The following is a 24,526-nucleotide window of genomic DNA, read 5'->3' on the forward strand; positions in this document are numbered from 1 at the left end:
GCGGGCCCGGGGTTCCTCAGGGCGTGCTGCCGCCCCGGGCCGGTGACGTCCGGGCCGACGCCGGGATGGTGCCGTCCGTCCGGAGCGCCCGCCACAGTTGGTTCGCCTGGGGCCGGGCGGCCACGACCCGGTTGGGGTCCTGGGTGTCATAGCGCACCGGGAGCATGATCGTCTCCATGGTCGCCGGGTCGATCCCGTTCACGCTGCGGCCGAACTCGGCGAGCTTGGTCAGGGAGGCGAGCCGGGAGTCGGTGGTCAGGGACGCGGTGAGGGTGTCGGCGATGGTGTACGCCTTGGCGGGGCTGCCCAGCAGGTCCTGGTGCTTGATCTCGGTGAGCAGGGCCGTCAGGAACTTCTGCTGCAGTCCGATGCGCCCGAGGTCGCTGCCGTCCCCGATGCCGTGCCGGGTGCGGACGAACCGCAGTGCCTGGGTGCCGTTCAGCCGGTGGGTGCCGGCCGTGATGTCCAGGCCGCTGGAGGTGTCGTGGATGTCCTGGCCGACGGTGACGGTCACGCCGCCTATCGCGTCGACGAGTTCCTTGAAGCCCGCGAAGTCGATCTCCACGAAGTGGTCCATGCGCACCCCGGACATCTGTTCCACCGTCTTGACGACACAGGCCGGACCGGCGAGCGAGTAGACGGAGTTGAACATCACACGCCTCGCCCCGGCCAGCTTCGTCCCGTCCCGCCCGGTGCACTCGGGGCGGGTCACCAGGGTGTCGCGGGGAATGCTGACCGCCACGGCCCGCTTGCGGCCCTCGGGTATGTGGACGACCAGCGCGGTGTCCGAACGTGCCCCGGACACACGGCCCGTGTGCAGCGAGGCGTTGGCGCCGGCCCGCGAGTCCGAGCCCAGGACCAGCAGGTTCTGACCGGATGTCGGCAGCTTCGGCGGGCGGTCGTCGCCGATGGCCCGGTCGAGGTCGACAGCCTTGATGTTGGAGTCGAGGCCGCTGTACAGCCAGTAGGCGGTCGTGCCCGCGCCCGCGACCAGTACGACGGCACAGCCCGCGATCCAGCGCCGGACGCGCCGACGACGGCGCGGCGGTGTGTCCGACGTGACATCCGCGGCGTCGGATCTCGCTCCGGCGCTGGTGCCCGGCTCCGTCGGGGCATGCGTCATGACGGGTTCCTTCCTCAACTCAACTGTGGTGCGCCTTGGTTCGCACGTGGGGCAGGGCACGAGTGGGGGAGGGGCCGGGCCTGCGCGGCTCTGACGCCGTGGCGTGTGCGAACTATAGACCGGGCGGCGGGGCGCACACAGGTCGCCTGGTCACTGTATGCTCGCCCCTCATTCACATGGCCGCCACATGTACTTTTCGAAATGTGGACGCGTGATTGACAGTCAGGTGAACGCGCGGTGAAGATGTGTGCAGCTTGTGAAAGTTAAACGATTGTCGCATGGAACCGATCGGCTCGTCCGAAGTGTTCCGGCGGTCGCGCGCCCGGGCCTGGGGACGAGGGGGGCGTGCGACCGCGGGTGCTCACCTGTCCTCGACGGGTGGGAGACGAGGGAGGGTGGCCGTGGTCCTGTGCATCCCGGACGGCGGTGTGACGGCCGAGCCCGGTCTGCTGCAGCGTGGGGGACGGTGCGGAAGTCAGGTGAGTGGGAACAATCCCGAGGCGAGCGCGCTCGTTTCGACGTACCGGTCGCTCGTGCCGGTCGGAGCCCGGCGGCAGATCGTCCGCCGGGTGCCGCGCCCGCTGCGCGCCGCGGTGATGCGGTCGCTGGCCGCCGCGGATGCCGCGCGTTCCGCCCTGGTGGTGCGGGCGCTCGGTGACGGACGCGGCGGCGAGGACACCGCCGGTCCGCTGCGGGTCGTCCGCGTGGACGGCAGGCACCGCCGGGCCGTCGAGGTCCCCGGCATCACCGCCTGGGCCGCCCGGGCGCGGAACCTGCACATCCTGGTCACCCTGCTGGAAGAGGCCGGGATCGACTACTTCTGTGTCCGCGGCACCGCGTCACCGAACCCGTGCGTCGCCGTGCCGGAGCGGCTGCGCGCCGAGGTGGAGGACGTCCTGCGGACCGGCTGCGGCCACTACGCGGGCTACGTCGGCGGCGTGGCCCCGGGCCCGGTCCGGCAGGGCGCCTCGACGGCGAGCTGGCGTGCCCTGCGGACGCAGCGCGTGCTGCGCATCGCGTGGAACGTCTGCGACCCCACCGGGAAGCTGGTGTTCGGCCGGGAGTCCGGCTGCGACATCGAGTTCTGGGCCGAGCAGGAGGGCCGGCTCCTCGCGCCCCGCCCGAACCGCGTGACGACCGAGGTCCCGGTGGACGCGGGCCGCTGCCGAGCCGAGCAGAAACGATTCAGCGAAGTGCCGTTCATGTACACCACCGGACAGGCCCGCACCCTGCCGGAGTTCGTCGCCGCCCTGCCCGACGACCACCTCTTCCCGATCGACGTCGTCTACACCTGGGTCGACGACTCCGACCCCGTCTGGCGCGCCCGCAAGGAGGCCACCCGACGCGTGCTCGAACGCAGCACCGACGACGGCACCCTGCACGAGCAGGCGGCCAACGACTCGCGGTACGCCAGCCGCGACGAACTGCGCTACTCGCTGCGGTCGATCCACCAGTACGCGCCCTGGGTGAGGACCATCTACCTCGTCACCGCCGGGCAGGTGCCCTCCTGGCTCGACACCGCCTTCCCCGGGATCAGGGTGGTCGACCACACCGAGATCTTCTCCGAACCGGACGCGCTGCCGACGTTCAACTCCCACGCCATCGAGAGTCAGTTGCACCACATCCCCGAGCTCTCCGAGCACTTCCTCTACCTGAACGACGACGTCTTCCTCGGCCGGCCCGTGCAGCCCGGCACGTTCTTCCACCCCAACGGGCTGTCCAAGTCCTTCCGGTCGAAGGCACTGATCCCCTCGGGACGCGCCGACTTCACGGACCTCCCGGTCAACGCGGCGGGCAAGAACAGCCGGGGACTCATCGCCCAGCAGTTCGGCACCGTCATCTCCCAGAAGATGAAGCACACCCCGCACGCCCTGCGCCGCAGCGTCCTCACCGAGATCGAGCAGGTCTACGCCCACGCGCACCGGGTCACCCAGCACTCCCGCTTCCGCTCGCCGCACGACGTGCCCGTGGTCTCCTCGCTGTACCACTACTACGCGTACCACTCGGCACGCGCGACGGCCGGGGACATCCGGTACCAGTACATCGACCTCGCGGACGACCTGGCCCAGCGCCGTCTCAACACGCTGCTCGCCAGGCGCAACTACGACACCTTCTGCATGAACGACACCGTGGCCGCCGCCGACCCCGAGGCCCAGGACCGCATGGTCGCGGACTTCCTGAACGCCTACTTCCCCGTGCCGAGCCCCTACGAGCGAGCCGCCACCGGCATCCCCGCACCACGGACGGCCCCGGCCGCGGAGCTGGACGGAGCCCGGGCATGACCACCTCCACCGCGACCCCCGCCGCGACGTCCGGCGGGGACACCACCTCGCCGCGCGGACCGCGCGCCCTGCTCGGCCGCTTGCGGCTGTGGCTGATGCTGCGCGTGTTCGTGCCCCTTCGGAAGAACCGCACCGCCCAGCTGCGCTACGCCGCCGTCCTCGACGGCCAGACGGTGAACCTGCACGCCGTGCTGCCCAGCTCCGCCCGGCTGCCCGACCGGGCCGCCGTGGTGGTGCGCCGGCGCCGCAGACGGCACACGGCCGAGGCACGCGTGTACCGCGGCCCGAGTGGTGAACTCCTCATGGACGCCGCGATCCTGATGGGCGCGGAACTCGGCGGCCTACCCGCCGGACCTGGACGGTGGAAGCTCGGGCTGCGGATGTACACCGGGCGCCGGTCGCGTTCGGTGGCGCTGCTGCTCCTGCAGCCGCCGACTCCCTACGAGGGCCCGACCAAGCCCATGGCGGCCTCCCCGGTCACCGGCGCCCGCCACCGCGTCGGACGTACGGTCACCGGCACCGCCCGCATCGTCAGCTCGGCCCCCAGACCGGCCGTCGAGGTGGCCAAGGTGCACATGACCCATGCCGGGATCGCGGTCGACTTCCGGGTGCTGGGCACCCGGGCGGACTCACCGTGGGCCGAGTTCGTCGCCGCCGGACGCCGGATCCGGCAGCCCGTCCACCCCCTGGGGCCGGACACCTACCGGACGGAGGTGCCGCTGGACCGGATGGAGCCGCGCTCCTCCAGACCGGAGCACTGGGACGTCGTACTGTGCCAGGAGGCCGGGCCGTCGCTGCGGCTCGGCAGACGGCTGCACGACGTCCGCAACCCGCGGCGCGTCTTCGCCATGCGCGGCATGGCGATGACCCCGGCAGGCCGCACCCCCATGATCGTCCAACCGCGCTACACCCCAGCAGGCAACCTCCGCGTCACCTGCACGCGCATGCCCGAGGCAGACTGAACCCCCAGAAGTGAAGATCACATTCCTGCTGACCACGGCCGATGCCGTCGGCGGCACAGAACGGGCCGTGTTCAACCAGGCGTCCGAACTCGCCACCCGGCACGAGGTCCGCGTGCTCAGCGTCTTCAAGAGCAAGCCCGCGCAGTTCTTCCAGCCCGACGAACGGGTGCGGGTCGACTACCTGGTCGACCTCACCGGGGCCACCCCCAGGCCGCTGCGGGACGGCACCGTCGACGACACGGTGTGGTCCGGCCTGGCCGACCTGCCGAGCGACATCGTCGACCGGTCCTGGGAGTCCGCCTTCAGCCGGCTCACCGACCTCGAACTCGAACTCGCCCTGCAGCAGACCGACACCGACGTCCTGATCACCACGACGCCCGCGCTGATGGCCCTTGCCGTCCGGCTCGCCCCGGCCCACGTGATCACCGTCCACCAGGAGCACCGGGTCTCCGAACTGCGCGGCACCAGCGGTGAACCGCTGCGGCGGTACGCCGCCCGGCTGGACGCGCTGGCCGTGCTGAGCGAGCGCACCCGGGAGTGGTTCGCCGAGACCCTCGGCGCGACGGCACCCCGCCTGGAGGTGGTGCCCAACGCCCTGCCCAGCGGGTTCCGGCCCCGGTCGACCCTGCAGACCCGGACCGTCGTCATCGCCGGCCGGCTCGTCGCCGAGAAGCAGATCGACCACGCCCTCACCGCCTGGGCGAAGGTGGCAGCGGCCCACCCCGACTGGTGCTTGCGCGTCTTCGGGGACGGGCCGCTCAGCGGCGCCCTGCGCCGCCAGATGGACATGCTCTCCCTGCACGACTGCGTGCAGCTCAACGGCAACTCGCCCTACCTCGCCGAGGAGTGGGCCAAGGCCAGCATCGCCCTGCTCACCTCGCGCAACGAGGCGTTCGGGCTGGTGCTCGCGGAGGCGCACGCGGCGGGCGTCCCCGTCGTCTCCTACGACGCGCCCAACGGCCCGCGCGAAGTGGTGATCGACGGCCACACCGGCTTCCTGGTTCCCCCCGGCGACACCGACGCGCTGGCCTCCGCGCTCCTGCGGCTGATCGAGGATTCCGAGCTGCGCCACCGGATGGGCGCGGCGGCCCTCGCCTCCGTGAGCCGGTTCTCGCCCGCCGTGGTCACCTCCCACTGGGAGCGGCTCTTCCACGAGCTCCTGGCCGAGCGGGACAGCGGGCGCCGCGACCTCGCGAAGACGGAACGCCAGGCGGTGCACGCCTACCTCAGCGGCTCCGACGGCAACCTGCCGGCGGCCGCGCCCGCGCCGCCCGGCTCGGTCCGCACCAGCGGCCAGCGCGCGCTGGAGGAACGCCTGCTGGGGCGGCGAGGCCTGGTCCACGACGGCGGTCAGGTGTGCCGACTGCTGGAATGGGAGTCCCCGTGGGACGTCGTCCAGGCGAACCTCGCGCTGGCCGCGAACGCCCTGGAAGGCGCGGGCATCCCGTACACGGTCGTACGCGACCGCATGGTGCGGCACACCGTCGCCGTGCACGGCGACCACCGGGAGGCCGTCTTCAAGGCGCTCGCCGACCGCTACGCGGACGAGCCCGTCTACGCCTCCGTGCTCAACGAGGGCCAGAAGACGGTCGCCACCGTGCTCGCGGCCCTGGTGGGCGACTACTCCCGCACCCCCGCCTCGGGGATCCGCGTGTACCAGAGCGCCGTCTCCCCGTCCCGAACGCTCCGCCTCGGCGCCGTCTACGGCTGCACCATCACCTTCTGGGACGACACGCCCGAAGACGGCGACCACCTCACGGCCCCGACCCGGACCCTGATCGGCGACCGGATCCCGCACAGCGTCATGCGGCGCAGCACCACCACCCTGGGCGACCGCCGTTACCCCACGCTGGTGGCCTTCAACCAGGCCATCCACGGCGACGTCGACTTCCCCGTGGACGCCGTCTACACCTGGGTGAACGGCGCCGACGTCGACTGGCTGGAGCGCAAGAACGCGGTCCTGGCCGCTCTGGGCATGGCGACCCAGGACGCGGCCACCAGCGCGGCCCGGTTCCGCGACCGAGACGAACTGCGCTACTCCCTCAGGTCCATCGACATGTACGCCCCCTGGATCCGGAACATCTACCTCGTCACCGACCGGCAGGTCCCGGACTGGCTGGACGAGTCCCACCCCCGGGTGCGCGTCGTCGACCACACCGAGATCTTCGGCGACCGGGGAGCGCTGCCCACGTACAACTCGCACGCCATCGAAAGCCAGTTGCACCACATCGAGGGGCTGGCCGAGCACTTCCTCTACTTCAACGACGACGTGTTCCTCGGCCGGACCGTCACCCCCGGCATGTTCTTCCTGGGCAACGGACAGGCCCGGCACTTCATGTCGCCGACGTCCGTGCCGATGTCCCCGCCGTCGGACCACGACGAGCACAACGTCAGCGCCGCGAAGAACAACCGCGCCCTGATCGAGCGGTCCTTCGGGCAGACCCTGGTGCACACGTTCCTGCACGCCCCGCATCCGCTGCGGCGCAGCGTGCTCGCCGACATCGAGCGCGACTACGGGCCCGAGGCGGCGGTCACCGCCGGCAACCAGCTCCGCAGCCACAGTGACGTGTCGATCGCCTCGTCCCTGCACCACTACTACGGCTTCCACACCCTGCGCAGCGTGCCCGGCAGCATCTCCTGCGGATTCGTCAACGTCGGGCTGGCCGAGCACGGCCCCAGGCTGAACCGGATCCTGACGGCGCGTCCCCACGACGTGTTCTGCCTCAACGACTTCCACGACGGCGATGTGCCGGAGGAGGAACAGGACGCGATCCTCGCGGCGTTCCTGCCGAGCTACTTCCCGGTCGCGAGCCAGTACGAGACGGGATCCCCGCGCAACCGGCGCGCCCACGCCGGCTATCTGCCCGGATGGCCGCTGTGACCCACCCCACCCAGACCGAGGAAAGAACCCCGCGCGTGTCCAGCCCCGCCTCCATCCTGCAGATCGTCGCCCACCCGGACGACGACCTGTACTTCATGAACCCCGTGACCTTCCAGGCGATCAAGGCGGGCACGCCCACCACGACCGTCTATCTGACCAGTGGTGACTCGGACGGACGCAACCCCCGCCCCTGGCAGATCGGGTCCCCCGCCGAGGACCGGGAGGCCTACGGGAAGGCGCGGCAGAACGGCCTGCGGGCCGCCTACGGCGCGATGGTTCTCGGCGACCGCACCGCGGCCTGGACACCGTCCACCCTCACCACGGCGGGCGGTGCCGTCGCCGAGGTGTACGCACTGGCCGACGCGCCCCAGGTGAAGCTGGTCTTCCTCAACATCCGGCAGCACGGCACGCCCGACGGACAGCCGCGCAGCTTGCACGTGCTCTGGCAGCAGGAGGTCGAACGGGTCCCCACGCTGGTGGTCAGCGGCGGCCTTGTGGACGAGCGGTCCTGGTACACACGCACCGGCCTGGTGGACACGCTGGTCCAGATCCTCGACCTCGTCCGGCCCACCCTCGTACGCACCATGGATCCGGATCCGGACCGGCTGGTCCACGACGAACGGTTCCCGCAGCACCACGACTTCGGCGACCTGGCCGACCACTGCGACCACACCGCGGCCGGCCTCTTCTCGTGGCTCGCGCTGGAGAGCTACCAGGGGCCCGGCGAGGGCCGCACCTTCGTGGCCGAGGCCTTCCGCGGCTACTCCAACGAACGGTGGCCGCACTCCCTCGGCCCGCGAGCCGTCTCCCTCAAGGAGCACTTCCTCAACATCTACGGCGCGGCCGACGGATACGACTGCGGTGACCCCGCGGGCAGCGGCGACTACGCGGTCGGCTGGAGCGCGCGCACCACGAGCTGGGTACAGAGCACCACTCCGCGCCACCCGCACGGGGCCTGGCTCGGGCGCGACGCGCGCGGCCGCCTCACGGCCTTCGCCGTCGTCAACCAGCAGGCCGCGGTGTGGCTGGAGACCCAGCCGGGCAACGGCCAGTGGCGCGGACCGTTCTTCCTGGGCGGCGGACCGCTCTCACCCGGGCTCGCGGTGAGCCTGACACCGGACGGCCGCTGGCAGGTCCTCGCCCGGCGCATGTCGCACCTGGGGCCGGACCACTCCCAGCGGCGGGAGATCGTCCTGCTCGAACAGGCCGAGCGGGACGGGCGGTTCACCGGGTGGACCATCCTGGGCAACCCCTCCGCGGGGAACCCCGAGCGCGACCGGCATCTGGGCACGCCGGCCGTCACCCGTGACGCGCTGGGACGGCTGCACCTGTTCGTCCGCAACGGGGGACAGGGGCTGCACACCCGCGTCCAGGAGACGGACGGCGTCTGGGGCAGGTGGACGGACCTGCGCGGCCACGAACTCCAGGAGGGCGTCGCGGCGCTGACCGCGCCGAACGGGCGGGTGGAGGTCTTCGCCGCCAGCCGGGAAGGCGTCTTCCACTGGGCGCAGAGCTCCGTCCACCAGCCGCTGCAGCGCGCCCCCCGCTTCCGGCTCACGGCCCCCGCCTCACCCGCCGCGGCCGTCGTCCAGCCGAACGGCCGGGTCATGACGGTCTACCGGCAGCCCGAGACGGGCCGGCTGCTCATGGCCGAGGAGGACGCGCCGGGCGGTCGCTGGACCAGGCCGGCCGAGTCGATCGGCGGACGCGGCGGCTTCGGCGCCGTCGCCTGCGCCCCGGGGCCCGATCCGGAGACCGGAACGCTGGTGGCCACCCTCAGCGATCCCGGCGGCATCGCCTACCGTTTCCTGCCCGGCGACCACCCCTGGCAGGAACTCCCCACCGACACCCTCGGCGGCCCCCCGGCCCACGCCCCCGCCGCGGCCTTCGACGTCCTCGGCCGCGCCACCATCGCGCTGCTGGGCCCGGACGGCCGCCTGGCCGTCGCCCGACAGGCCGGCCGGGGGTCGGTCGGGTTCGGCGCGTGGCAGGTGGTGGGCTGACGGACCAGGGGGTGTCTTGTGGATCAGGCCGGCATGATCCACAAGACACCCCCTGGAGCCGGGGCCGGCCCTGGAGACGTGTCGGGAGACGCGGGTGAGCGATGATGACCACCGTGGACACCGAGACACTCATCGACGCCTGGCGGCGTCTGCTCACCGGCTCCGGCAAGTCATGGGTGCTGTTCGAGCACGGCACCTGCGTGGTGCTCGAACAACCCGCCGCCGATCTCGCCGAGCAGGCCGTCGGCATCCTCCGCGAGTTCGGCCCCGTACACGTCGCCACCTCGGCCGGCGACTTCCGTGTGCTCGAACTCAACACCGGCGAGGGCTGGTTGGTGACGAGTCACCATCCGGACGTCGTCACCTTCGTCCCGCGCGACGATCCCGAGGACCCTTCGCACCTGGCCGTCGGCATCCTGGGCCGCTCCCGCCGGGACCGCGACGGCACGGAACTACGAGCCGTTCATGTCGAGGCGGCACCGCTGCCCTGAAACGGGTCGGAAAAAGGTTCTCCGGAGCACCGAACCTCCCCCGGACATTGCACATCTTCAGATGCGCAGGCGCGCACTGACCTCGCGCGCCGATTCGTAAAAACGAGGGGACCCGAAACATCATGAAGAGCAAGCTGACCGCCGTGGCCCTTGCGGCCGTCGTCGTCGCCGGCACCGCCGCTGCCGCCGTCCCGGCCTCGGCCGCCACCGTCAAGGCCGCGCCGGCCCGCTGCCACACCGCCGACCTGAAGGCCGGCTTCGCCACGGGCGACGACGCGAAGCCGGAGATGGGGCAGACCACGAAGCAGACGCAGGCGTTCATCTGGTTCACCAACCAGAGCAAGCACACCTGCACCCTGTACGGCTTCGCCGGTGTCGACATGATCGGCGGACAGCCGACCGACGGCACCTGGTCGCTGGCGCGCTCCGCCGCGAAGCCCGAGAAGCTGACCCTGGAGCCGGGTGCCACGACGGACTTCAGCATCACCCTGCTCCCGGTGGCCGCGTCCACGCCGCAGAACGAGAAGTTCGTTCCGTCGAAGTTCGTGGTCACCCCGCCGAACGAGACGGAGCACTTCACGCTGAAGTGGCCGTTCGGCGGCCAGATCCTCAAGCAGGACGGCGCCACCCACCCGGCCACCTACCTCAACCCGGTCGGGCTGTAACCAACAGCAGGCGCCGGCCACGACTCGGTGGCCGGCGCCGGTGCGCCGCGGCCCGGCGCTTGTTCAGGCCGTGGTGCGGGACACCGGGATCCACAACTGTGCGTCGGACATCGCCGGGTCGTCCCGCGAGGGGCGGGTGCGCAGGATCTCCGGCCCGGGACGGTACTCGTACGGGTTGGACGGGATCCACTGGGCGGCCACGTCGGCCCACATCTGCTGCAGCGCCTGCGGGAACGGACCGGTGTTGTCGAACACGGCCCAGGTGCCCGCCGGGCAGTCCAGCACGTCGAGGTCCTCGGGCAGCTCGGCGGCCGTGGTCACCACGGCGTGGTAGTAGTCGAGTTCGCTGCCCTCCTCGAAGCCGTCCGAAAGGCGCACGGTCGCCGACACCACGCCCTCCGGATCCTGGTCCGAGAGGCCGGCGATCCGCAGCGTCGTCTCCGGCGAGATGCTCCGGACGTGCTCGGCGATGTGCGGGTTGACGCCCTGGTAGATCAGCGGGACGCGGGCTTTTTTGCCGACGACCCGGAATGCTTCCTTCTCCACGATGCGGTAGCGCATGGTGCTGTTCCCTTCGACGGTGAGGCGGAAGGACAGCCGGGGCTGCGCGTTCAGAGCCGCGCCGGTACGCCGGGCCTCGCCGGGACCGACGCCGTGGACGGCTCGGAACGCCCGGGCGAAGGCCTCCCCGGAGGTGTAGCCGTAGCGGATCGCGATCTCCAGCAAGGCTGGTCGCCCGGCCAGTACCTCGGCCGCCGCCACGGTGAGCCGTCGGCGCCGGATGTACTCCGACAGCGGCATCCCCGCCAGTGACGAGAACAGCCGCCGGAAGTGGTATTCCGACGTGACGGTGATCCGGGCCAGCGCGGACACCTCGATGTGCTGGTCGAGGTGCCCCTCGATGTGCTCCATGGCCTGGTTCAGCCGATCCAGCAACCCCGGCCTCCTTCCCTTTCGTTCACCGACGTTAGGAGGGACCAGGCCTGCCGCACCCGACATTCTGTGCCCGCTCCGGTCGGGTGCGCAGCCAACCGTGCCGGGCCCCTTCCGGATCACCGGCCGTGGCGTTCACGGCCGGGCACGGGCCAAGGGGACCTCGGGGAACAGGCCGTCTCCTTCGGTGCGCCTGGGCTCGGTCATGCTGAAGGCGGGTTGGGCCATGACCCGCGGGCGGGTCCCGTGATTCGGGTTGGAGGAGTGGAACACCAGCGGATGGGCGAGCACCACGTCGCCCTCCTGCGCGACGACCTCGGTCACCCCCGGCCGGCCCTGCTCGCCCAGGATGCGACTCAGGGGTTCGTCGAACCCGTCGGCCTCCAGCCCCTCCGGCTCCGCCTCCCACAGGATGCGGGCGGCCAGGTGATGCGAGCCGTCGACGAGGAGGGTCCCGCCCCCGCCCGGATCCACCGTCGAGAAGCAGAAGAGATTGAGCAGCGCCTGTTGGGGCGACCGGACGTGATGGCGGAACCAGTTTCCCTCGACGTGCCATTCATCCCCGTAGGGAGGATCGTCGAAGGTGGGGAAGGTGACCGGCCACCAGCCCATCTCCCGCGTCATCTCCCAACGGCCGGGCCCCACCAACTGATCCACGGCCGAACGGAACCGCTCGCTCAGAGCGTCCGTGTACGGCGGTTCCGTCAGCATCTCCTGCAGCCAGACCCGGGGCCGGGTCCACTGCTCCGGGCGCTCCAGGTCGATCCCGAGCCGCCCACCGAGGCCCCTGCGCACCGCTTCGGCCACCGTCGGCGCGAAGGCGTTCCGGAGAACGGTCCAGCCTCGTTCGACGAACTCGTCGACCTGACCGTTCGAGAGAGGCCCGGACACCATGGACGGATAGTACGCCGCCGTGCGCGAGCGTCCGGCGCCGCCGACTCCCGCTCAGCCCTGAGCCGTTGCCGCCGCGGGCTGGCCGCGCACCGCGGCCAGGCACTCGTCGTACAGGTCCATGATGTCGCCCTTGCCGTCGTTGCCGACCCACGTCATCGAAGCGGCGTCCAGGCAGGCGAACGCCGTCGCGATCACCGCGCGGGCCCGTGGACCCGCGCTGCCGGTGCCGGCGTCCATGCGCGCCTCGACGAGCGGCAGCAGATCCTCCTGGAACTGCAGCCGCTTTTCGAGCCAACCGGCACGCAGCGACGGGGTGTTGTGCAGGAGGCGGAACCGCTGCAGAGCCTGTTCCCGGCTGTCGTGCAGGGCCAGTACGGCGGCAACGCCTGCGCGCAGGGCCTCCCAGGCGCCGGCTTCGGGGGGCTGTTCGCCGACCGTGTCCGTCAGGACTTGCCCGAACCGGTGCTGGTCGCCGCCGAGGAGGTCCTCCTTGGTGCCGAAGTAGCGGAAGAGGGTGCGCTGGGAGACGCCGGCCTCGCGCGCGATCTGGGCGACGGTCGTCTCGTCGTAGCCCTGCTCGGTGAACAGGCGCAGCGCCGTCTCCAGGATCTCCTGGGAGGCCAGTTGCCGCGTCCGGTCCCACAGCGTGGGTGACGCGCCCGTCGCTGTCTTGGCTTCCTGCTTCATGCCACCAGGCTAGCCGAGCGCTGCCAGGCCGACACTCACGGCATGCTTGGCAGTCGCTGCCAGATTGGCGTACGCTGCCAAAGGTGATCGTCCAGCACGGTCGACCGTGCCGCTCGCGGCCCGAGTCGCGCGCCGATCGCCCCCACCTCGCCGGACTACGCAAAGGAACGCATCATGTCCGCTCCCGCAGCTCTGATCACCGGTGGAACCAGCGGCATCGGCAAGGCGACCGCTGAACTGCTCCACTCCCGCGGCTACCGCGTCATGGTCACCGGCGTCGGCAACGTCGCGGGCGCCGGACTTCCGGAAGACGTCCTGGTCGTCCGGGCCGATGCCCGGTCCCTGCCGGACCTCGATCACGCGATGGACCAGGCACGCCGGCACTTCGGCTCCCTCGACGTGCTCTTCCTCAACGCGGGCGTCTCCCGCCCCGGCCCGATCGAGTCGACCGACGAGGACACCTTCGACGACCTGTTCGACATCAACGTCAAGGGCACCTTCTTCACCCTGCAGAAGGCGCTTCCGCTTCTCAACGAGGGTGCCTCGGTCGTCATCACCGTGGGCGCCGGCGAAGGGCTCGGAGCAGCCGTGACAGCCGCCAAGGGCGCTCTGATGCCCCTCATGCGGTCCCTCGCGCTCGAACTCGCCCCCCGCGGCATCCGCGTCAACGCCGTCAGCCCAGGGCTGGTCGACACGCCTGTCTACAGCAGGATGGGTGTCTCCCGGGAAATGATCGACTCCTGGGGCAAGGACGTGCCGCTCGGCCGCGTCGGCGCTCCCGCCGACATCGCCGAGGCCGTGGCCTTCCTCGCCTCGGCCTCCGCCTCCTACATCACCGGCGACAACCTCATCGTCTCCGGGGGCATCGGAGTGCACGCCCGCGCCTGACGGGCAGGGGGCGGGCGGCCGGCTCTTACGGTATCGGCGTCGGTCCCCTTACCCGTGGGCCCCGGAGGCGAGTCGTCCTGTCAGGGCCGTCCGGGCGGCGCCGTCGCCGACGTGCTCGCCCAAAGGCGCGTGACCAGGCCGACCGCTGTGGCCGCGCGGTCGGCGGCGGCCCCGTCGGCACGCACCTCGGGGACGGACTCGACGTGCAGGAACGGCACGTTCGCGGCGTCGGCGGCCCGGCCCTCGATGTTCAGCCGACCCTCCAGCGGGCAGTTCCGCTCCCAGGCCCGGCACACACGGAAGCCGCGCCTGCCCAGGGCGTCGGCCAGTCTGAGACCGTCCGAGCGGCCCGCCGATCCGGCACCGGTGGAGGCGACCACGTCGTAGCCGGAGGCGGCGGAGGCGGCCATGCCGTGCAGCTGGACGGCGGGCATCCCGCGGCGGACCAGCTCGGCGCAGACGGCGTAGAAGACGGTGTCCTGGCGGTGGGCCACGTCCGCGGCATTACCGCGTCCGGCCGCGCGATGTGCGCCTGCGAGCACCATGACACCGCCGGGGGAGCCGCGCAGGACCCGTACGCCCAGTTGCTCGGTGCCGAGGTCGGCCACCGGGTGCGGGATCTGGACCGACCAGCGCGGAGGGTGGTCCAGATCGACGTAGACCCGGCCCCAGCCGCGCGGGTCCACGGCGGCGTCGGTGCGGTCGGCCACCTCGGTGTAACGGCGGCCGGAGACCCGGTCGAGAACCGTGCGTAGCGTGAAGCCATGCCGGGAGAGCAGCTGTTCCGCCTGTGCCCGGTGGCCGTCCAGGAGCTGCCCGACGCCTTCGGCGACAGCGATGCGGTCCGCCGCGCCGGGTTGCCGGTAACCGTGGCCCGGGCCGAACCGGCTGGTGAAGTCCGCCACCTCCCGCGACAGGTCCACCTGCCGCGCGCCCCCGCCGGGGCGCGCACTCCCGCCGGGGCGGGGGTTCTCGTCCCCGCCCCCGTCGCGGGTGGCGCGGAGCACGGCGGTCAGGACAGCGGCGGTGACCAGCACAATTGTTGCGATCGTGATGATTCGTGGGCGAGTGGCTCTCATGGTCGTATCAAGATATCCGGGTGAGAGAACGCCCTGCCGACCCAGCCCGTTCCGCCGTGTGCGTCAGGCCACTGCCCTGACCGCCGAGCCTGACCGGGCCGGTTCCCGTACGACGCGGCGGGACCGGGTCGGCATCCCGAGCATCGGGTTGGCGACGCTCCAGGCCGCGCCCTTGCAGACCAGTTCCTTGTAGAGGGCGGCGACCCGCCCGGTCAGGGCCGCCCGCACGGCGCGGTCGTCGGCGGTGACGTACTGGATCAGGCCCTCCTTGCGGCCCAGCGAGATGCACTGGTTGAAGTAGCGGAGCGGCGCGTTCGGGAGCTTTCCGCCGGTCAGACGTGCCGCGATGGCGTCGGCGGCCTGCCACGCCATGGGGGTGCCGGAGGCGCACGACATCCGCAGCGGCTTGTCGCCGGCGCCCATCGCCAAGGCCGCGTCGCCGATGGCGTACACGTCCGGGTGCGAGACGGAGCGCATGGTCGCGTCGACCACGATCCGGCCCGTGTCGGTGACCTCCAGGGTGGTGGCCTTCGCGATCGGGTGGACGGCGAAGCCGGTGGTCCACACGGTGACCGCGGCCGGGATGGACGTGCCGTCGGCGGTGGCGACGCGGTCGGCCTCGACGCGGGTGACGGCGGTGTGCTCGTGCACGGTGACGCCGAGCTTGTCGAAGACCTTCCGCACGTGCCGGCGGCCCTTCGGCGAGAGCCAGTCACCGAGGCCGCCCCGGGCGGCGAGGGCGACGTCCAGGTCCGGGCGGGACTCGGCGATCTCGGCCGCGAACTCCAGCCCGGTGAGGCCGCCGCCGACCACGACCACGGGCGCCCCGGCCTGAAGGAGGGCAAGGCGTTCACGCAGCCGCAGGGCTCCGGGACGGCCGGCGATCTCGTGGGCGTACTCGGCGGTGCCGGGGACGCCTTGGTCGTTCCAGCCGCTGCCGAGGGCGTACACGAGGGTGTCGTACGACAGTTCCTCCCGCTCCCTTCCGCCGTCGACGCCGACGACGGAAACGGTCCTGCGGTCGACATCGACACCGGTGACCTTCGCGAGCTTCAGTTCCACGCCGGTGCCCGCGAACATCTCGCCGAAGGGCCGCGGCTCGAGATCCTGGCCGGCCGCGAGCTGGTGCATCCGGACGCGCTCGACGAAGTCGGGCTCGGCGTTGACGAGGGTGATGGCTACGTCCTCCCGGCGCAGCCGCTTGGCGAGGCGCCCGGCGGCGACGGCTCCGGCGTATCCGGCCCCGAGGACGACGATGCGGTGCTGCATGTCCCTGCTCCTGTCTTGAGCTCTTCAGCGGATTCGCCACTTGAACCGGGCGCCCGGCCGTTTCCTGACAGGAGTGCGGTGTGAAGCACCTCACACACACGCGGGCACGGGTCAGAAGGCGTTGAGCAGCGGCTCCCCGTGGGCCTCGGCCGCCCACCGCCGGGTCGCGCGTTCGAGCTTGTCGGGGTTGACCTGGCTCCGGAACGCGGTGATGCCGTCAGGGGTGATCTCCAGGCACATGACGCCGACGACCCGGCCGTCGACGACCGCCACGACGGCGGGGCCACCGTTGGCGGTCGTGGCGTGGACCTCGGGTGAGCCGCCGACGTAGGCCTGCTTGGCCTTGCTCGGCCTGAACAGGTTCCGCAGGAATGTGGCGACCGCGACCGCGCCCTCGAACGCCTTGGCGCGGGCCGGGATCTTGCCCCCGCCGTCCCCGATCGCGACGGCGTCCTGGGTGAGCAGCCGGACGAGCGGCTCGGTCCGGCCGCTGGTGGCGGCCGCGAGGAACTCCTCGACGATCCGCCGGGCGGCGGCCTCGTCGATCTCGGTGCGTGCCCTGCCGTCCGCGACGTGCTTCTTGGCACGGTGGAGGATCTGCTGGCTGGCGGCCTCGGTGATGTCGAGGATCTCGGCGATCTCCCGGTGCGGGTAGTCGAAGGCCTCCCGCAGCACGTACACCGCCCGCTCATTGGGGGAGAGGCGCTCCAGCAGGACGAGGACCGCGTACGAGACCGATTCACGCTGCTCGGCGGTGTCGGCCGGGCCGAGCATCGGGTCCCCGGCCAGCAGCGGCTCGGGAAGCCACTGGCCCACGTACGTCTCGCGCCGCGCGCGGGCCGAGGTGAGCTGGTTGAGGCACAGGTTGGTCAGCACCTTCGTCAGCCATGCCTCGGGCACCTCGACACGGTCGACGTCGGCGCCCTGCCAGCGCAGGAACGTCTCCTGCACGGCGTCCTCCGCCTCGCTCGCGGATCCCAGGAGCCGGTAGGCGATCGCCTCCAGACGGGCCCTGGAAGCCTCGAACCGCTCCACGTCGTCCACGGTCAGCGCCATGCCCCGGATCGTAGCCCGAACGCCGCGTGCCGGGCGCCGCACCCCGCACCCCGCACCCCGCACGCCGCGTCCCGGACACGCCGATGCCCGGCACACCAGTCGGTGCGCCGGGCATCGTGCGTCCGTACGGCGGCGGCTACGCCGGGACGCTCGCCACGCCCGGGGCCAGGAACGGCTTGCCGTTCACGCGTTCCGAGACGCCCTCGCGGTCCAGGTACGGCGTGATGCCGCCCAGGTGGAAGGGCCAGCCGGCGCCGGTGATGAGGCAGAGGTCGATGTCCTGGGCCTCGGCGACGACGCCCTCGTCGAGCATCAGGCCGATCTCCTGGGCCACCGCGTCGAGGACGCGGGCGCGGACCTGCTCCTCGGTCAGGACGGTGTCGCCCTGCTTGAGCAGCGCGGCGACCTCCGGGTCCAGCTCGGGCTTGCCGCTGTCGTAGACGTAGAAGCCGCGCTTGCCCGCCTTGACGACGGCGGCGAGGTTCTCGGAGACCGTGAAGCGGTCCGGGAAGGCCCGGTTGAGGGTCTCCGAGACGTGCAGGCCGATCGCCGGGCCGACCAGCTCCAGGAGGACCAGCGGGGACATCGGCAGGCCCAGGGGCTCCACAGCCTTCTCCGCGACCTCGACCGGCGTGCCCTCGTCGATGACGTTCTGGATCTCGCCCATGAAGCGGGTCAGGATGCGGTTCACGACGAACGCCGGGGCGTCCTTCACCAGCACCGCGGTCTTCTTCAGCTTCTTGGCCACCGCGAAGGCGGTCGCGAGCGACGCGTCGTCGGTCTTCTCGCCGCGGACGATCTCCAGCAGGGGGAGGATCGCCACCGGGTTGAAGAAGTGGAAACCGACGACCCGCTCGGGGTGCTGCAGCTTCGACGCCATCTCCGTCACCGAGAGGGAGGAGGTGTTCGTCGCCAGGATCGCGTGCGCCGGGGCGACCGCCTCGACCTCGGCGAACACCTGCTGCTTGACGCCGATCTCCTCGAAGACCGCTTCGATGATGAAGTCGGCGTCCGCGAAGCCCTCGGCCTTGTCCAGCACACCGGTGACCAGGGCCTTCAGCCTGTTCGCCTTGTCCTGGTTGATGCGGCCCTTGCCCAGCAGCTTGTCGATCTCGGCGTGGACGTAGCCCACACCCTTGTCGACGCGCTCCTGGTCGATGTCCGTGAGGACGACCGGGACCTCCAGGCGGCGCAGGAACAGCAGGGCGAGCTGCGAGGCCATCAGGCCCGCACCGACCACGCCGACCTTCGTCACCGGACGCGCCAGGTTCTTGTCCGGGGCACCCGCCGGGCGCTTGCCGCGCTTCTGCACCAGGTTGAAGGCGTAGATGCCGGCGCGCAGCTCGCCGCCCATGATGAGGTCGGCCAGCGCCTGGTCCTCGGCGTCGTAGCCCTGCTGCAGGTCGCCGTTCTTGGCGGCGGCGATGATGTCGAGGGCGCGGTAGGCGGCCGGGGCCGCGCCGTGCACCTTGGAGTCGGCGATGAAGCGGCCCTTGGCGACGGCCTGGTCCCAGCCCTCACCGCGGTCGATCGCCGGGCGCTCGACGGCGATCTCGCCCTTGAGGACGGCCGCCGTCCAGATCAGCGACTGCTCCAGGAAGTCGGCACCCTCGAAGATGGCGTCGGCGATCCCGAGCTCGTAGACCTGCTTGCCCCCCAGCTGCTTGTTCTGGTTGAGGCTGTTCTCGATGATGACCGAGACGGCCTTGTCGGCGCCGATCAGGTTCGGCAGCAGCGTGCAGCCGCCCCAGCCGGGGACCAGGCCGAGGAAGACCTCGGGGAGGGAGAAGGCGGGGAGGGCCGCGGACACCGTGCGGTAGGTGCAGTGCAGGCCGACCTCGACGCCGCCGCCCATCGCCGCGCCGTTGTAGTACGCGAAGGTGGGGACCGCGAGGCCGGACAGCCGCTTGAAGACCTCGTGGCCGCCCTTGCCGATGGCCAGCGCGTCCTTGTGCTCCTTGAGCAGCTCGACGCCCTTGAGGTCGGCGCCGACCGCGAAGATGAACGGCTTGCCGGTGATGCCGACGCCGACGATCTCGCCGTCCGCGGCCTCCTTCTCGACCTGGTCGATCGCGGTGTTGAGGTTCGCGAGCGAGGCCGGGCCGAAGGTGGTCGGCTTGGTGTGGTCGAAGCCGTTGTCCAGGGTGATGAGGGCGAAGCGGCCCGCACCCAGGGGGAGGTCGAAGTGGCGTACGTGCGCCTGCGTGACGACCTCGTCCGGGAACAGCTCGGCCGCGCCCTTCAGGAGTTCAGCGGTGGTGCTCACTTGTCGCCTCCGTCGAAGTGCGGGTTCTCCCAGATGACCGTCGCGCCCATGCCGAAGCCGACGCACATGGTGGTCAGGCCGTAGCGGACGTGCGGCTGCTCCTCGAACTGGCGGGCCAGCTGCGTCATCAGACGGACGCCGGAGGAGGCCAGCGGGTGGCCGAAGGCGATGGCGCCGCCGTACTGGTTGACGCGCTCGTCGTCGTCGGCGATGCCGTAGTGGTCGAGGAAGGCCAGGACCTGGACGGCGAAGGCCTCGTTGATCTCGAAGAGGTTGATGTCCTCGATGGACAGGCCCGCCTTGGCGAGGGCCTTCTCCGTGGCCGGGATCGGGCCGTAGCCCATGACCTCCGGCTCCACGCCCGCGAAGGCGTAGGAGACCAGGCGCATCTTGACCGGCAGGCCGTTCTCGCGGGCGAAGTCCTCGGACGCGATGATCGAGGCGGTGGCGCCGTCGTTCAGGCCGGCCGCGTTGCCGGCGGTGACCCGGCCGTGGACGCGGAACGGGGTCTTCAGGCCGGAGAGGTTCTCCAGGGTCGTGCCCGGGCGCATCGGCTCGTCGGCGGTGACCAGGCCCCAGCCCGTCTCACCGGCCTCGGGGCTGGTGCGGCGCACCGAGATCGGCACCAGGTCGGCCTGGATCTTGCCGTTGGCGTACGCCTTGGCGGCCTTCTCCTGCGAGCGCACCGCGTACTCGTCGGCGCGGAGCTTGGTGATGTGCGGGTAGCGGTCGTGCAGGTTCTCGGCGGTCATGCCCATGAACAGCGCCGACTCGTCGACCAGCTTTTCGCTGACGAAGCGCGGGTTCGGGTCCACGCCCTCGCCCATCGGGTGGCGGCCCATGTGCTCGACACCACCGGCGATGACGGCGTCGTACGCGCCGAACGCGATCGAACCGGCCGTGGTCGTCACGGCGGTCAGCGCGCCCGCGCACATGCGGTCGATGGAGTAACCGGGGACGGACTGGGGCAGACCGGCCAGGATGCCGGCCGTGCGGCCCAGGGTCAGGCCCTGGTCACCGATCTGCGTGGTCGCGGCGATGGCGACCTCGTCGATCTTCTTCGGGTCGAGCCCGGGGTTGCGGCGCAGCAGCTCCCGGATCGCCTTCACGACGAGGTCGTCGGCGCGGGTCTCGTGGTAGATGCCCTTGGGGCCCGCCTTGCCGAACGGGGTGCGGACGCCGTCTACGAAGACGACGTCCCTGACGGTACGAGGCACGATGGCTCTCCTCCAGGGTGCGGGATGGCACTGCTGCGACGCGCAAGCGCTGAGCGCGCGCTCAGGACCCATGCTACTTATCGGTAACGTAGCTGCCCAGTCCAGGCTGCCCAAGCGGTGAAGGTCACACCGCCGGCGCGGTGGGAGGCTCATCGTCTCCTGATCGCCTCGGCGATCCGCTGGGCGGCCTCGGCGGCCGTGAGACGCGTGGTGTCGACGAGCTCGGCCTCGGCGTGCAGCCACGTACGGGCCGCCGCGCCGTGGTGCCGTTCAGGCATACGATCACGGGACCCGGTGCCGGCGATCCGGTGGTGCCGTCGACCCCCTCGGCGTCAGCACGGGGGTGGGGACCGGGTGCGAGGCCGGACCCTCTCCCGTGATCACCCCGAACAGCGTCCTGGCCGCCTCCGCGCCAAAACCGTGCACGTCATGGCTCATCGCGGACAGCGTCGGGTGGGTCAGCCGGCACAGCTGGGAGTCGTCCCAGGCCAGCAGGGACACGTCGGCGGGCACCCGCAGGCCCATCTCGGACGCCACCGAGAGCCCGGCCACCGCCATGATGTCGTTGTCGTAGACGATCGCGGTGGGCCGGTCCTGCGGCGCGGCGGTGAGCAGCGAGCGCGTCGCCCGGGCCCCCGCCTCGCCGGAGTAGTCCGTGGTGACCTGCCAGGCCCCGGCCAGCTCCAGGGACCGTGCCGCCTGGTCGAAGGCGGCCGTGCGCATCGCGGTGTGCCCGAGCGCCGCCGCGCCGCCGACCCGGGCGATCCGCCGGTGTCCGAGCGCGGCGAGGTAGCGCACGGCCTCCGTGACGGCGGTGGCGTCGTCGGTCCACACGGAGGTGAGCCCCCCGGTCAGTGACGGGTGCCCGACGGCCACCACCGGCAGCCCCAGCCGCTCGGCCGCCGCCGGCCTGGGGTCGTCCGCCCCGAAGTCCACCAGGATCGACCCGCCGATCTGCCGCCCCTTCCACCAGGACTCCAGCAGACCGGCCTCCTCCCTCACGTTCCGTACGAGCCTGAGCAGCAGCGAGCAGGACCGCTCGGTCAGCACGCTCTCCACGCCCGAGATGAACTCCATGTAGAAGGGTTCGAGGCCCAGCATCTGGGCCGGCCGGCAGATCGCCAGCCCGACCACGTCCACCCGGGCGCCCGCGAGCGACCGCGCGGTGAGGTTCGGCGCCCAGCCCAGCTCCCGCGCCGCCGCGAAGATCCGGTCGCGGGTCGCCTCCGACAGCCCCGGCTTGTGGTTGAAGGCCAGCGACACCGCGCCCTTGGACACGCCGGCCCGCGCGGCGACGTCCCTGATGGTGACGCGAGGGGGCGGCGTCGCCGTCATCAGGCGGGCTCCACGCAGTACAGGGCGGCCCGGGCGGCGGCCTCGTCGGGAGTCTTCCAGCCCCGCACGCCGATCGTGACCCGTTCCCCGGGAAGCAGCGTGACCAGCCCACGGTCCGCCCGCGCCGCCGGGTCCAGCCGGTCGGCCTGCAGCAGCAGGTCCCGTACGAGGGTACGGGCCGTCACCGTCACCGCGCCCGGCGCGACGCTCACGTCGAACTCCGGCCGGGGGTACGGGATCTCACGGTCGGGTGCCGGGAAGTACAGAGCACGCACCTCTCCCCCACTCTCGACTTCGCTCGAGCGGGGGGACCCCCATGTGTCGGCGACCAGGAACTCCTTCGGCCCGGCCGGCCCGAGCTCGCCGGGCACCTCGATGTCCGCCACCGCCCGCGCCCGCGCGGCCAGACGCATGCTCGCCGCGCCGACCACCGCACCCTCCACGGTCATCCGGCGCAGCGTCACCGTCCCCGTCCACTCCTCGGCGGCCTGGTTGACGGCGGCCAGCACCAGCCCGCCCGCCCCCGCCCGCAGCGTCAGCAGCCGGTCGGCGTACAGCCGTCGCAGCTCGTGGTACAGCGGTTTCTCCCGCCCGTCCCCGTCGACGGCCGACCACGACGTCACCGGCCAGCAGTCGTTGAGCTGCCAGACCACCGTCCCCGCGCACACCGGCCAGTGCGACCGCCAGTGCTCGATCCCGGCGGCCACCGCCCGCGCCTGGTTGACCTGCGTCAGGTAGTGCCAGCGGTCGAAGTCCCCTTCAGGCGACGCGAAATGACGGACGAGACCGCGCTCCAGCTTGCCGTTGCCGTCGTCCGCCTTCTGGTGGTGCAGCATGCCGGGGGAGTCCGCGGCGAGCTCCTCACCGGGCAGCGCGCGCCGCAGCGTCGCGTACGCGGGCGGCGCCTGCCAGCCGAACTCGGCCACGAAACGCGGCACGTTCAGCCGGTAGTCCGCGTAGTCCTCCCGGTTCCACACCTCCCACGAGTGGTGCGTGCCGTGCGCCGGGTCGTTCGGGTGGTGCGCCCAGGATCCCGACCACGGACTGCCCGCCGTGTACGGCCGCGTCGGATCCAGCTCGGCCACCACCCGCGGCAGCAGCCCCAGGTAGTACCCCTCGCCCCAGGAGTCCCCGGCCAGCCGCCGCTCCCACCCCCAGTCCCTGAAGCCCCACAGGTTCTCGTTGTTGCCGTTCCACAGCACCAGCGAGGGGTGCGGCATCAGCCGTACGACGTTCTCCCGGGCCTCCGCCTCCACCTCGCCGCGCAGCGGCTGCTCCTCCGGGTAGGCCGCGCACGCGAACGGGAAGTCCTGCCAGACCATCAGGCCCAGTTCGTCGCAGGCGTCGTAGAAGTCCTCGCTCTCGTAGATCCCGCCGCCCCACACCCGCACCAGGTCCACACCCGCCGCGGCGGCCTGCCCCAGCCGCTCCCGGTAGCGCTCGCGGGTGACACGGGAGGGGAAGACGTCGTCCGGGATCCAGTTCACGCCCCGCGCGAACAGCCGCTCCCCGTTGACGACGAGGGTGAAGCCGGTGCCGTGGGCGTCGGGCCGCCGGTCCAGCCCGACGTTACGGAAACCGATCCGGCGGTGCCAGGTGTCGAGCACCTCGTCACCGTGGACCAACGTCAACTCGGTGCCGTAGAGCGGCTGCTCCCCGTAGTCACGGGGCCACCACAGCTCCACGTCCGGGATCCTCAGCCGTACGACACCGCTCGTCCCGTCGACCTCGGCGCGCGCCGCCCGCCCACCCACCCGGGCCTCTACGGCCAGCCGTGCCTCGACCCGGGTCCGCTCGACGTCCACCCGCAACTCGACGACGCCCGTGCCCTGCTCGACGGTCACCAGGGGCCGCACCCGGCTGATCCGGGCGGTCGACCAGCGGTCCAGTCGCACCGGCCGCCAGATGCCCGCCGTGACCAGCGTGGGCCCCCAGTCCCAGCCGAACGAGCAGGCCATCTTGCGGATGTACTGGTACGGCTCGGCGTAGGCGGCGGGCCGCTCGCCCAGCCGCTCGCGGACGGCCTCGGCCTCGGTGTAGGCGGAGGCGAAGCGCACTGCCAGCAGTCCCGTCGCCCCGGTCACGTCGAAGCGATGGGAGCGGTGCATGTTCCGTACCCTGCCCAGGAGTTGCCCGTCGAGCGTGATCCGGGCAGCGGTGTCCAGACCGTCGAAGACGAGATCGGTCCGCTCGTGCGCGGACGTCTCCGGCAGCTCCCTCTCGTACGTCCACTCCCGCTGCCCGACCCAGGCCACCTCCGTCTCGTCGCGTCCGAGGAACGGGTCCGGGATCAGTCCGGCCGCGAGCAGATCCGTGTGCACGCAACCCGGCACCCGGGCGGGCAGGGCCTCTCCTTCGTGGCGCAGGATCCAGCCTTCGGTGAGCGGTGTGGCCTCCAGCATGCGCACTCCCTAAACCGGTCCAACCACGGGATCGGACATACCTGTCCAGCCTTGGCGGGATTGGGACTTTACCGGTTGAGGAAAGCGCTGTCA

18 protein-coding genes and 1 pseudogene are annotated in these 24,526 nt (G+C 71.6%); 7 read left to right on the plus strand and 12 right to left on the minus strand.

Translation table 11 applies throughout. The features are described from left to right. Window positions 1-16: 16 nt before the first annotated feature. On the minus strand, window positions 17-1,123 hold the full coding sequence (locus ACFYZQ_RS20405; protein ID WP_389149379.1) for an LCP family protein: 1,107 nt from the start codon (window positions 1,121-1,123) through the stop codon (window positions 17-19). A 596-nt stretch (window positions 1,124-1,719) separates the two neighbouring features. On the opposite strand from ACFYZQ_RS20405, the gene ACFYZQ_RS20410 reads away from it, so the two are divergent. The 6 genes from ACFYZQ_RS20410 to ACFYZQ_RS20435 all read left to right on the plus strand — a co-directional run bounded on the left by ACFYZQ_RS20410 (window position 1,720) and on the right by ACFYZQ_RS20435 (window position 10,407). Beyond that, complete coding sequence (locus tag ACFYZQ_RS20410) at window positions 1,720-3,405, plus strand: stealth family protein (RefSeq protein ID WP_389149478.1); 1,686 nt, start codon at window positions 1,720-1,722, stop codon at window positions 3,403-3,405. Then, window positions 3,402-4,367 (plus strand): hypothetical protein, encoded by a 966-nt coding sequence (locus tag ACFYZQ_RS20415; protein ID WP_389149382.1) that lies wholly within the window; start codon window positions 3,402-3,404, stop codon window positions 4,365-4,367. The genes ACFYZQ_RS20410 and ACFYZQ_RS20415 overlap by 4 nt, the downstream gene beginning before the upstream one ends. A gap of 10 nt (window positions 4,368-4,377) precedes the next feature. After that, a complete protein-coding gene (locus tag ACFYZQ_RS20420) occupies window positions 4,378-7,248 on the plus strand; it encodes a stealth conserved region 3 domain-containing protein (protein WP_389149385.1) in 2,871 nt (956 codons plus the stop codon). Then, window positions 7,236-9,251 carry a PIG-L family deacetylase gene (locus tag ACFYZQ_RS20425; RefSeq protein ID WP_389149388.1) on the plus strand — a complete coding sequence of 672 codons (2,016 nt, stop codon included), beginning with the start codon at window positions 7,236-7,238 and terminating at the stop codon, window positions 9,249-9,251. The genes ACFYZQ_RS20420 and ACFYZQ_RS20425 overlap by 13 nt, the downstream gene beginning before the upstream one ends. Window positions 9,252-9,355: 104 nt before the next feature. Further along, entirely contained in the window at window positions 9,356-9,742 is a 387-nt protein-coding gene (locus ACFYZQ_RS20430) for a hypothetical protein (RefSeq protein WP_389149480.1), read from the plus strand. 122 nt (window positions 9,743-9,864) lie between these two features. Beyond that, window positions 9,865-10,407, plus strand: coding sequence for a DUF4232 domain-containing protein (locus tag ACFYZQ_RS20435; protein ID WP_389149391.1), 543 nt, complete (start codon window positions 9,865-9,867; stop codon window positions 10,405-10,407). 63 nt (window positions 10,408-10,470) lie between these two features. On the opposite strand, the gene ACFYZQ_RS20440 is transcribed toward ACFYZQ_RS20435, so the two are convergent. The 3 genes from ACFYZQ_RS20440 to ACFYZQ_RS20450 all read right to left on the minus strand — a co-directional run bounded on the left by ACFYZQ_RS20440 (window position 10,471) and on the right by ACFYZQ_RS20450 (window position 12,921). Further along, complete coding sequence (locus tag ACFYZQ_RS20440; RefSeq protein ID WP_389149394.1) at window positions 10,471-11,343, minus strand: GyrI-like domain-containing protein; 873 nt, start codon at window positions 11,341-11,343, stop codon at window positions 10,471-10,473. Between the two features lie 132 nt (window positions 11,344-11,475). Then, window positions 11,476-12,234: a phytanoyl-CoA dioxygenase family protein gene (locus tag ACFYZQ_RS20445; RefSeq protein WP_389149397.1), complete on the minus strand. Its 759-nt coding sequence runs from the start codon at window positions 12,232-12,234 to the stop codon at window positions 11,476-11,478. A gap of 51 nt (window positions 12,235-12,285) precedes the next feature. Next, a complete protein-coding gene (locus tag ACFYZQ_RS20450) occupies window positions 12,286-12,921 on the minus strand; it encodes a TetR/AcrR family transcriptional regulator (RefSeq protein ID WP_389149400.1) in 636 nt (211 codons plus the stop codon). 174 nt (window positions 12,922-13,095) lie between these two features. Here ACFYZQ_RS20450 and ACFYZQ_RS20455 point away from each other — a divergent pair, with 174 nt between their 5' ends. Then, window positions 13,096-13,809 (plus strand): SDR family oxidoreductase, encoded by a 714-nt coding sequence (locus tag ACFYZQ_RS20455; protein WP_389149402.1) that lies wholly within the window; start codon window positions 13,096-13,098, stop codon window positions 13,807-13,809. A gap of 80 nt (window positions 13,810-13,889) precedes the next feature. Here the strand turns inward: ACFYZQ_RS20455 and ACFYZQ_RS20460 are convergent, their stop codons facing one another. From ACFYZQ_RS20460 to ACFYZQ_RS20495, 8 genes and pseudogenes are all read right to left on the minus strand, one after another. Beyond that, window positions 13,890-14,888: a hypothetical protein gene (locus tag ACFYZQ_RS20460; protein WP_389149405.1), complete on the minus strand. Its 999-nt coding sequence runs from the start codon at window positions 14,886-14,888 to the stop codon at window positions 13,890-13,892. A gap of 63 nt (window positions 14,889-14,951) precedes the next feature. After that, complete coding sequence (locus tag ACFYZQ_RS20465) at window positions 14,952-16,157, minus strand: NAD(P)/FAD-dependent oxidoreductase (protein WP_389149408.1); 1,206 nt, start codon at window positions 16,155-16,157, stop codon at window positions 14,952-14,954. Window positions 16,158-16,268: 111 nt separating this feature from the next. After that, window positions 16,269-17,213: an RNA polymerase sigma-70 factor gene (locus tag ACFYZQ_RS20470; protein WP_389149411.1), complete on the minus strand. Its 945-nt coding sequence runs from the start codon at window positions 17,211-17,213 to the stop codon at window positions 16,269-16,271. Window positions 17,214-17,349: 136 nt separating this feature from the next. Continuing rightward, on the minus strand, window positions 17,350-19,479 hold the full coding sequence (locus tag ACFYZQ_RS20475; RefSeq protein WP_389149413.1) for a 3-hydroxyacyl-CoA dehydrogenase NAD-binding domain-containing protein: 2,130 nt from the start codon (window positions 19,477-19,479) through the stop codon (window positions 17,350-17,352). Then, complete coding sequence (locus ACFYZQ_RS20480) at window positions 19,476-20,696, minus strand: acetyl-CoA C-acyltransferase (protein WP_365245704.1); 1,221 nt, start codon at window positions 20,694-20,696, stop codon at window positions 19,476-19,478. The genes ACFYZQ_RS20475 and ACFYZQ_RS20480 overlap by 4 nt, the downstream gene beginning before the upstream one ends. 149 nt (window positions 20,697-20,845) lie before the next feature. Then, window positions 20,846-20,959 (minus strand): annotated as a pseudogene (locus ACFYZQ_RS20485) (ATP-binding protein); the annotation flags it as partial. Between the two features lie 19 nt (window positions 20,960-20,978). After that, entirely contained in the window at window positions 20,979-22,031 is a 1,053-nt protein-coding gene (locus ACFYZQ_RS20490; RefSeq protein WP_389149416.1) for a LacI family DNA-binding transcriptional regulator, read from the minus strand. Next, a complete protein-coding gene (locus ACFYZQ_RS20495; RefSeq protein WP_389149419.1) occupies window positions 22,031-24,433 on the minus strand; it encodes a glycoside hydrolase family 2 protein in 2,403 nt (800 codons plus the stop codon). The genes ACFYZQ_RS20490 and ACFYZQ_RS20495 overlap by 1 nt, the downstream gene beginning before the upstream one ends. Between the last annotated feature and the right edge of the window lie 93 nt (window positions 24,434-24,526).

It is taken from the genome of Streptomyces sp. NPDC001843 (assembly GCF_042891955.1).
Classification (GTDB): Bacteria; Actinomycetota; Actinomycetes; order Streptomycetales; family Streptomycetaceae; genus Streptomyces.